Source organism: Mycobacterium sp. (assembly GCF_051006775.1).
Classification (GTDB): Bacteria; Actinomycetota; Actinomycetes; order Mycobacteriales; family Mycobacteriaceae; genus Mycobacterium.
Map to the genome: position 1 here is coordinate 1 of NZ_JBPCSX010000144.1, position 8,436 is coordinate 8,436.

Genomic DNA, 8,436 nt, shown 5'->3' on the forward strand with positions numbered 1-8,436 from the left:
CATCTTGGGCGGGGGGCCCCCTCTAACGGGGGCCCGCGACTTTTTTCGTGCCTACTTCCGACCGGAACGGCCGATCGGCACCCGCAGCACCACGTCGGTTCCGCCGCCCGCGGAGGCTCTCATCTGCAATGTTCCGTCCAGTTCCGCGGACACCAGCGTCCGCACGATCTGCAGGCCGAGCTGCTGAGAGTCCTCCAGGCTGAACTCGGCCGGCAGCCCGCGGCCGTCGTCGTGCACGACGATGTCCAGCCAGCGGGCCGAGCGATCGGCGCGAATGGTCACCGAACCCCGCTTGTCGGCGGGGTCGAAGGCGTGCTCGATGGCGTTCTGAACCAGTTCGGTGACCACCATGACCAGCGGGGTGGCCCGGTCGGCGTCGAGCACTCCCATGCTGCCCTCCCGACGGATCCGCACCGGCGAATCCACCCGGGCGACGTCGTTCATATTCGGCAGGATCCGGTCGATCACCGCGTCGAGGTCGACTTCCTCGTCCACCGACATCGACAACGCCTCGTGCACCTGGGCGATGGCGCCCACCCGGCGCACCGACTCCATCAGCGCGTCCCGGCCCTCCTGGCTGGTGGTGCGGCGGGCCTGCAGCCGCAGCAGGGCCGCCACCGTCTGCAGGTTGTTCTTCACCCGGTGGTGGATCTCCCGGATGGTGGCGTCCTTGGACAGCAGCGCCCGGTCCCGGCGCTTGACCTCGGTGACGTCCCGGATCAGCACCGCCGCCCCCTCCGAGGCGCCGTTGACCTGCAGCGGCAGGGTGCGCAGCAGTACCACCGCACCGCCGGCGTCGACCTCCAGGCGCATGCTGGGCCCGCCGGTCAGCGAGTCGCCGAAGTGCCCGGTGAGCTCCTCGGCCGCGAACGGATCCGAGATCAGCGGTCCGGTGATGGCCAGCAGGTTGTGGCCTTCCAACTCCGAGCTCAGGCCCATCCGGTGGTAGGCCGACAGCGCGTTGGGGCTGGCGTAGCCGACGGTGCCGTCGACGTCGAGGCGGATGAAACCATCACCGACCCGCGGGCTGGACCGGGCCAGCGCCAGCTCGCCGATGTTGGGGAAGCTGCCCTCCGACACCATCTGCAGCAGCAGCCCCGCGCAGTCCAGGTAGGCCTTCTCCAGCCGCGACGACGTGCGCCGGCTGTCACGGGCGGTCTGATGGGTCAGCATCGCCACCACCTCACCCCGGTGGCGCACCGGAACGGCGCCGGTCAGGCCGTCCCCGTCGACGACGGTGCCCACCGCGTCCTTGATCAGCAGGGTGGAGGCGGTGGTGGGGCGGCACTGGGCCACGCAGACCACCATGCCGTCATCGCGACGGACCCACATCAGGTAGTCGCCGAAGGACATGTCGGCCAACAGCTGCCATTCGCTGACCAGGGCGTGCAGATGGTCTACCGCGCTGCCGGGCAGGACGGTGTGCTCGGCGAGCAACTCACCGAGGGTGGACATGAATCAGTCGATGACGGCGATCAGGTGGCCGGCCTGGATGACATCGCCGACGGCCACATTGACCTCGGTGATGGTCCCTTCAACCTCGGCGATCACCGGGATCTCCATTTTCATGGACTCCAGCAGCACCAGGGTGTCGCCGATACCGATCCGATCACCGGTGCTGACCACAACCTCAAGCACACTGGCCACGATCTCGGCGCGGACGTCCTCGGCCATGTCACTCTCCTGGTGGGCGTAATTCCTGGTGCTGGTCTACCTAACCACAACAGCGGATTCGCGGACGGTCACGGGGCCGTGAGACACTAAGGCCAACGATCGACGAAGATTTCCGAGCACGGAGGTACCACCATGGCCAAGCGTGGCCGTAAGAAGCGCGACCGCAAGCACAGCAAGGCCAACCACGGCCGTCGTCCCAACGCCTGATCGCACCGCCTGATCGAGCTGCCCCACCCCGCCCGTCCACACCGCCCCACGCCGCCCAGTGTGAAGTTAGCTTCACGTTCGGCGCCGAGCGTGACGATAGCTTCACAATCGGCGGAGTAGTTGGCGGGCTGGGCCTCTAGGCCTCGTAGTGGCGGATGATCGTCGTACGACTGATCTCGATCCGCACCCGCTGCACCAGGTGTTCCGGCGCCTTCTCCCCGCTGCACTTGGTGGCGATGAGATTCTTGACCCGCTCCTCCACGCCGTAATGACGCAGGCAGTCCGGGCATTGGTCGAGGTGGCGCTGCAGCCGGACGGTCTCGGACTCGGTGCACTCGCCGTCGAGCAGCATCCACACCTCGGCCATGACCACCGCGCAGTCGGTATCACCCGTGCCTGGATCGGTCATCACAGCACCTCCTCAGCGGGTTCGCCGCGCAGCATCCCGCGTTCCCGGGCGACATCGGCCAAAGTCGTGCGCAATTGCTTGCGGCCACGGTGCAGGCGGGACATCACCGTCCCGATCGGGGTATCCATGATGTCGGCGATCTCCTTATAGGGCAGGCCCTCGACGTCGGCGTAGTACACCGCCATCCGGAACTCTTCTGGTAACGCTTGAAGAGCCTCTTTGATTTCACTGTCCGGAAGATTCTCCAGAGCCTCGACCTCCGCGGAGCGTAGACCGGCCGAGGTGTGCTGGGCATTCTTGGCCAGCTGCCAGTCGGTGATCTCCTCGGTGGGGTACTCCGCGGGCTGGCGCTGCTTCTTGCGATAACTGTTGATGTAGGTGTTGGTCAGGATCCGGTAGAGCCACGCCTTGAGGTTGGTGCCGGCCCGGAAGGATCGGAACCCCGAATACGCCTTGACCATGGCTTCCTGCACCAGATCCTCGGCGTCGGCGGGGTTGCGGGTCATCCGCATGGCCGCCCCGTAGAGCTGGTCCATCAGCGGGATCGCGTCGCGCTCGAACCGCGCCGTCAATTCGGCGTCGGTCTCCTCGCGCTCGGGTGCATCCATACCGTCGATATCGGTCATCGCCACTGATCCTAAGCTGTCGCTCATGGGAACCTTCTCCGGCAAGACCATGTTCATCTCCGGTGCCAGCCGCGGTATCGGCCTGGCCATCGCCAAACGGGTGGCCGCTGACGGCGCCAACATCGCGCTGGTGGCCAAAACCACCGAGCCGCACCCCAAGCTTCCGGGCACCATCTACACCGCGGCAAAGGAGATCGAGGAGGCCGGCGGCCAGGCCCTGCCGATCGTCGGCGACGTGCGCGACGGTGACTCCGTCGCCGCAGCAGTCGCAAAGGCGGTCGAGCAGTTCGGCGGCATCGATATGTGCGTCAACAATGCGTCGGCGCTCAACCTGGGCTCCATCGAAGAAGTTCCGCTCAAGCGATTCGACCTGATGAACGGCATCCAGGTGCGCGGCACCTACGCCGTGACCCAGGCCTGCATCCCGCACATGAAGGGCCGGGAGAACCCGCACATTCTGACGCTCTCACCACCGGTGCTGCTGGAGCCCAAATGGCTGCGGCCCACCGGTTACATGATGGCCAAGTTCGGAATGACGTTGTGCGCCTTGGGTGTTGCCGAGGAGATGCGCGAATACGGGATCGCATCGAACACCCTGTGGCCGCGCACCGCGATCGCCACCGCCGCGGTGCAGAACCTGCTCGGCGGCGATGAGATGATGTCGCGCTCCCGCAAGCCCGCGGTGTACGCCGACTCGGCCTACGCGGTCATGAGCCGACCGGCCCGCGAGTTCACCGGCAACACGCTGCTGTGCGAGGACGTGCTGCTCGACAGCGGTGTCACGGACCTCTCGGTCTACGACTGCGTTCCGGGTTCGGAGTTGGGGGTCGACTTCTGGATCGAATCCCCCAACCCCCCCGGCTATACGGCTTAGCCCTTTTTGCCGAACCGGCGCTTACCGCGGCCGGAGAAGGCCCGGATGGCCGCGCGGGCGAAGTTCGACTGCTTCTGCGGCGAGGAGTACCAGAGCATCTCCGACTTCTGGGTGGGGATGCGCGGTGCCGTGATGGCCTGCTGACGGCAGAACTTGATCAGCCCGGCGGCGCCGCCGCCGCGGTAGCCGATGCCGGACTCCTTCCAGCCGCCCATCGGCAGCGAGAAGCAGAACACGTTGGTCATGGCGTCGTTGATGTTGACCGCGCCGGCCTCCAGGCGCCGGGCGATCCGCTCGCCGCGGGCGGTGTCGCCGGTCCACACCGTCGCCGACAACCCGTACACCGAGTCGTTGGCCAGCCGGATGGCCTCTTCCTCATCCTTGACCTTGACCACCGGCAACGTCGGCCCGAAGGTCTCCTCGGCCATGCAGCTCATCGACGGCGTGACATCGGCCAGCACGGTCGGCTGGAAGAAGGTGCCCACGCCGGTGGGCTTGCCGCCGACGAGCACCCGGGCGCCGGCCGCGGTGGCCTCGCTGACGTGCCGGTCGACGATGTCACGTTGGGCCGGGGTGGCCATCGCGCCGGTGTTGTAGGTGAACCCCGAGGCGGCCGCACCCTTCTCCTGACCCTGCGCGATCTTGCCGACCTGCTCGGAGAGCTTGGCGACGAACTCGTCGTAGATCGGGGCCTCGACGAAGACCCGCTCCACCGAGATGCAGACCTGGCCGGAGTTGAACATGCCGCCCCAGGCGATGCCGTTGGCGGCGCGGTCCACGTCGGCGTCGGCCAGCACGATCGCCGGATCCTTGCCGCCGAGTTCGAGGCTGCACGGGATCAGCCGCTCGGCGCAGGCAACCGCGACCTTGCGGCCGGTGCCCGTCGACCCGGTGAAGTGGACGTAGTCGGAGTTCGCGATCACCGAGGCACCGGTGGCGCCGTAGCCGGTGGCCAGTGCCAGCACCGGCGGGGCGCCGATCTCGTTCCAGCCGCGGACCAGCTCGACGGCCGAAAGTGGCGTCACCTCAGAGGGTTTCAGCAGAACCGCGGCACCGGCGGCCAGTGCGGGAACCAGGTCCAGCGCCAGCATGGCCAGCGGGAAATTCCACGGCTCGATCATGCCCACGAGCGGGTAGGGCCGGTAGACCGTGGTGAGCTTCTTGACCTTGAACAGCGGGCTGTGCGCGCCGGGATGCTTGTCGGAGAGGAACTCCTCGGCGTTGCCGGCCCAGTACTTGATGGCGTCGGCGATCAGGACCGCCTCGACGCTGGCGTCATTGCGCGACTTGCCGGTCTCGGCCATCAGCACGTCGGTCAGCAGGTCGGCGTTGTCCAGGACCCAGTCCTGCCACTTGAGCATCCACTTCTTGCGCCCGCGGGGGCCGATGGCCTCCCACTCCGGCTGGAACAACCGCAGCTCGCGCGCCTTCGCGGCGACGGTGTCGGGTCCGTCGACCGGAACCGAGCCGACGACGTTGCCGTCGGCGGGGTTGTACACGGTGATGGAGTCGGTCTTGGGTTCAACTGCGGTCATTGCGGGTTCCTCTCACGACGGTCTACGCCGATGTTATCGCCATCACAGTCCGGGGAAAACGTCGAGGTCATCATCGGCCCCCGCACGGATCACACCGGCTCGAGAAGTTCCGGTCCGTTGTTGGCGACGCGGTTGACCAACGTCGACACCTCCCGGATCGCGATGACGCTGATATCGGGCGGGCCGGCGAGCAGGTCCTCCGGCGCGGCTTCATCGGGGTCGAGCCAGCGGTCCCAGTCGCGCCCGTCCAGGATCAGCGGCATCCGGTCGTGCACGGTGGCCAGCTCGCCCACCGCGGCGGTGGTGATGACCGAGAAGGTCAGCAGCGGCTCGGCTGATGTGGCGACGGCTGGATCCGGCTTCCACACCGACCACAGTCCACCCACCAGCAGCGGTGACCCGTCGGCGCGGTGGAAGTAGTACGGCGTCTTACGGCCCTTGGGGTCATCGGCGTTTCTCTGCCACTCGTAATAACCGTCCATCGGCACCAGGCAGCGCTTGCGGGCCGCCGCCGACCGGAACGCCGGCGAGGTGGTGACGGTCTCCGCGCGGGCATTGATGAGCTGCGGCCCCTTGACGTGCGGGGCGCCATCCGAGCCGGCCTTCACCCAGGGCGGCAGCAACCCCCAGCGCATCAGCCGCAGCCGCCGGGTCGCCTCATCGTCGGGAGAGTCATGGCGGGCGACGACGGCGGCGACGCGCGCGGTCGGGGCGATGTTGTAGTTCGGTCCGCGCACCTGCCCTCCGGTCTCGTCGATCGCGTCGATCTGCGCCGCCAACCGGGCCGGATCGGTGGTAACCGCGAAGCGTCCGCACATGTCTCTATGGTGCCCTCGCGGCGGCAGGGCAGGATAGAGACCCGTGAGCACCGATCTGTGGACCGCGCCGTACGCCCCGGCGCCCGTCCGCGCGGACGTCACGGTGCCGGGGTCGAAGTCGATCACCAACCGAGCGCTGATCCTGGCCGGCCTGGCCGCCGCGGCCGGCGACCAATCCCGGATCAGCGGCGCCCTGCGCAGCCGTGACACCGACCTGATGATCGCCGCACTGCAGAGCCTGGGCCTGCGCATCGACGGCGACCACGCCGAGTTGAGCGTCGGCGGCTCGCTGGACCCGGACCCCCAGACCCGGATCGACTGCGGACTGGCCGGCACGGTACTGCGGTTCGTGCCGCCACTGGCGGCGCTGAGCACCGCAACGGTCACCTTCGACGGCGACGACCAGGCCCGCTCCCGGCCCATCGCTCCGCTTCTCGACGGGCTGCGCGGTCTCGGCGTCGACATCGAGGGCAGCGGTCTGCCGTTCCTGGTCCGCGGACACGGGTCGGTCCGGGGCGGCACCGTCTACATCGATGCCTCGGCCTCATCGCAGTTCGTCTCGGGTCTGCTGCTTTCCGGTGCGGCATTCCGGATCGGTGTGACGTTGATACACACCGGATCGTCGCTGCCGTCGACTCCGCATATCGCGATGACGGTGTCGATGTTGCGCGAGGCCGGTGTCGAGGTCGACGACACCGTGCCCAACCAGTGGCAGGTTGCGCCCGGCCCGATCCAGGCGCGGCACTGGCTGATCGAACCGGACCTGTCCAACGCCGTGCCGTTCCTGGCCGCCGCCGCCGTGACCGGCGGGATGGTGCGGATCACCGGTTGGCCCGCGGTCAGCGTCCAGCCCATGGACCAGGTCTTCGCGATCCTGAAACTCACCGGAGCCACTGTGTCCGAACAGGATTCGACGTTGGAGATCACCGGCGCAGGCGGCTACCCCGGCTTTGAGGTGGACCTGCACGACGTCGGCGAGCTGGCGCCGTCGGTGGCCGCGCTGGCCGCACTGGCCGAGCCGGGTTCGGTCTCCCGGCTGACCGGTATCGCACACCTGCGCGGGCATGAGACCGACCGGTTGGCCGCGCTGCGCACCGAGATCACCGGGTTGGGCGGTCAGTGCGACGAGACCGACGACGGCCTGGTGATCACCGCCGGTCCGTTGCACGGCGGGGTGTGGCACTCCTATCACGATCATCGGATGGCGATGGCGGGGGCGATCGTGGGCCTGCGGGTCAGCGGTGTGGACGTCGAGGACATCGCCACCACCGCCAAGACGCTCCCGCAGTTCCCGCGGCTGTGGTCGGACATGCTGGGGTCGGCTTGAGCGCACGCGAATACGACGAGTCCGACGTCAAGATCCGTTCCGGTCGGGGCTCGCGTCCGCGCACCAAGATTCGCCCCGAGCACGCCGACGCCGAGTCGGGCATGGTGGTGACGGTCGACCGCGGCCGCTGGGGCGTCGTGCTCGGTGGTGATCCGGATCGGCTGGTGACCACGATGCGGGCCCGTGAACTCGGCCGCACGCCGATCGTGGTCGGCGACGAGGTCGACGTGGTCGGTGACCTCTCGGGCCGGCCGGACACCCTGGCCCGGATCGTGCGGCGCGGCCAACGCCGTACGGTGCTGCGCCGCACCGCCGATGACACCGACCCAGCCGAGCGGGTGGTGGTCGCCAACGCCGACCAGATGATGGCCGTGGTCGCACTCGCTGACCCGCCGCCGCGCACCGGTCTGGTGGACCGCGCGCTGATCGCCGCCTACACCGGCGGCCTCACCCCGATCCTGTGCCTGACCAAGACCGACCTGGCCGATCCGGCAGCGTTCGCCGCGCAGTTCGCCGATCTGGATCTCATCGTGGTGACCGCGGGCCGCGACCAGCCGCTGGCACCGGTGCAGGAACTACTCGACGGTCACCTCACCGTACTGCTCGGCCACTCCGGCGTCGGTAAGTCGACCTTGGTGAATCGCCTTGTCCCCCAGGCTGATCGGGCCGTCGGGGTGGTATCCGGGGTGGGCAAGGGCAAGCACACCTCGACCCAGTCGGTAGCCCTGCCACTGCCCGCCGGCGGTTGGGTCATCGATACCCCGGGCATCCGGTCCTTCGGCCTGGCCCACATCGCGCCCGACGACGTCCTCACGGCGTTCTCCGACCTCGGCGAGCTGACCGGGCACTGCCCGCGCGGATGCGGACATCTGGGGCCACCGGCGGACCCGGAATGTGCGCTGGATCAGCTGACCGGTGCCCAAGCCCGCCGCGTCGAGGCGGCCCGCAGACTATTGGTCGTACTCA

At 68.3% G+C, this 8,436-nt stretch carries 10 protein-coding genes; 4 read left to right on the plus strand and 6 right to left on the minus strand.

The features are described 5' to 3' along the window. Nucleotides 1–51: 51 nt before the first annotated feature. Entirely contained in the window at nt 52–1,455 is a 1,404-nt protein-coding gene (locus ACR2JI_RS09835) for a sensor histidine kinase (RefSeq protein WP_526389893.1), read from the minus strand. Nucleotides 1,456–1,458: 3 nt separating this feature from the next. Beyond that, nucleotides 1,459–1,674: a biotin/lipoyl-binding carrier protein gene (locus tag ACR2JI_RS09840; RefSeq protein ID WP_526389894.1), complete on the minus strand. Its 216-nt coding sequence runs from the start codon at nt 1,672–1,674 to the stop codon at nt 1,459–1,461. A gap of 132 nt (nt 1,675–1,806) precedes the next feature. Between ACR2JI_RS09840 and ACR2JI_RS09845 the strand changes: the two genes are divergently transcribed. After that, nucleotides 1,807–1,881, plus strand: a complete 75-nt coding sequence (locus ACR2JI_RS09845; RefSeq protein ID WP_085976028.1) for a 50S ribosomal protein bL37 — start codon at nt 1,807–1,809, stop codon at nt 1,879–1,881. A 136-nt stretch (nt 1,882–2,017) separates the two neighbouring features. Here the strand turns inward: ACR2JI_RS09845 and rsrA are convergent, their stop codons facing one another. Together rsrA and ACR2JI_RS09855 are read right to left on the minus strand one after the other, a co-directional pair. After that, nucleotides 2,018–2,290: a mycothiol system anti-sigma-R factor gene (rsrA, locus tag ACR2JI_RS09850; protein WP_526389895.1), complete on the minus strand. Its 273-nt coding sequence runs from the start codon at nt 2,288–2,290 to the stop codon at nt 2,018–2,020. Then, entirely contained in the window at nt 2,290–2,916 is a 627-nt protein-coding gene (locus ACR2JI_RS09855; protein ID WP_526389901.1) for a sigma-70 family RNA polymerase sigma factor, read from the minus strand. Before ACR2JI_RS09855 ends, rsrA begins: the two co-directional genes overlap by 1 nt. A gap of 25 nt (nt 2,917–2,941) precedes the next feature. Between ACR2JI_RS09855 and ACR2JI_RS09860 the strand changes: the two genes are divergently transcribed. Next, nucleotides 2,942–3,790, plus strand: a complete 849-nt coding sequence (locus tag ACR2JI_RS09860) for an SDR family oxidoreductase (RefSeq protein ID WP_526389896.1) — start codon at nt 2,942–2,944, stop codon at nt 3,788–3,790. Here ACR2JI_RS09860 and ACR2JI_RS09865 read toward each other — a convergent pair. Both ACR2JI_RS09865 and ACR2JI_RS09870 read right to left on the minus strand, forming a co-directional pair. Then, nucleotides 3,787–5,325 (minus strand): aldehyde dehydrogenase family protein, encoded by a 1,539-nt coding sequence (locus tag ACR2JI_RS09865; RefSeq protein ID WP_526389897.1) that lies wholly within the window; start codon nt 5,323–5,325, stop codon nt 3,787–3,789. The genes ACR2JI_RS09860 and ACR2JI_RS09865 overlap by 4 nt on opposite strands. 89 nt (nt 5,326–5,414) lie before the next feature. Then, nucleotides 5,415–6,143, minus strand: a complete 729-nt coding sequence (locus tag ACR2JI_RS09870; RefSeq protein ID WP_526389898.1) for an SOS response-associated peptidase — start codon at nt 6,141–6,143, stop codon at nt 5,415–5,417. A 43-nt stretch (nt 6,144–6,186) separates the two neighbouring features. Here ACR2JI_RS09870 and aroA point away from each other — a divergent pair, with 43 nt between their 5' ends. Both aroA and rsgA read left to right on the plus strand, forming a co-directional pair. Continuing rightward, entirely contained in the window at nt 6,187–7,470 is a 1,284-nt protein-coding gene (gene aroA / locus ACR2JI_RS09875; protein ID WP_526389899.1) for a 3-phosphoshikimate 1-carboxyvinyltransferase, read from the plus strand. Further along, nucleotides 7,467–8,436, plus strand: a 970-nt coding sequence (rsgA, locus tag ACR2JI_RS09880) for a ribosome small subunit-dependent GTPase A (RefSeq protein ID WP_526389900.1), incomplete at its 3' end; no start/stop codon positions are given. The genes aroA and rsgA, both read left to right, overlap by 4 nt.

Bases quoted from the DNA above. Each gene is read 5' to 3' on its own strand.
- ACR2JI_RS09835 (WP_526389893.1), bottom strand. From the start codon at position 1,455: ATGTCCACCCTCGGTGAGTTGCTCGCCGAGCACACCGTCCTGCCCGGC.
- ACR2JI_RS09840 (WP_526389894.1), bottom strand. From the start codon at position 1,674: ATGGCCGAGGACGTCCGCGCCGAGATCGTGGCCAGTGTGCTTGAGGTT.
- rsrA (WP_526389895.1), bottom strand. From the start codon at position 2,290: ATGACCGATCCAGGCACGGGTGATACCGACTGCGCGGTGGTCATGGCC.
- ACR2JI_RS09855 (WP_526389901.1), bottom strand. From the start codon at position 2,916: ATGACCGATATCGACGGTATGGATGCACCCGAGCGCGAGGAGACCGAC.
- ACR2JI_RS09860 (WP_526389896.1), top strand. From the start codon at position 2,942: ATGGGAACCTTCTCCGGCAAGACCATGTTCATCTCCGGTGCCAGCCGC.
- ACR2JI_RS09865 (WP_526389897.1), bottom strand. From the start codon at position 5,325: ATGACCGCAGTTGAACCCAAGACCGACTCCATCACCGTGTACAACCCC.
- ACR2JI_RS09870 (WP_526389898.1), bottom strand. From the start codon at position 6,143: ATGTGCGGACGCTTCGCGGTTACCACCGATCCGGCCCGGTTGGCGGCG.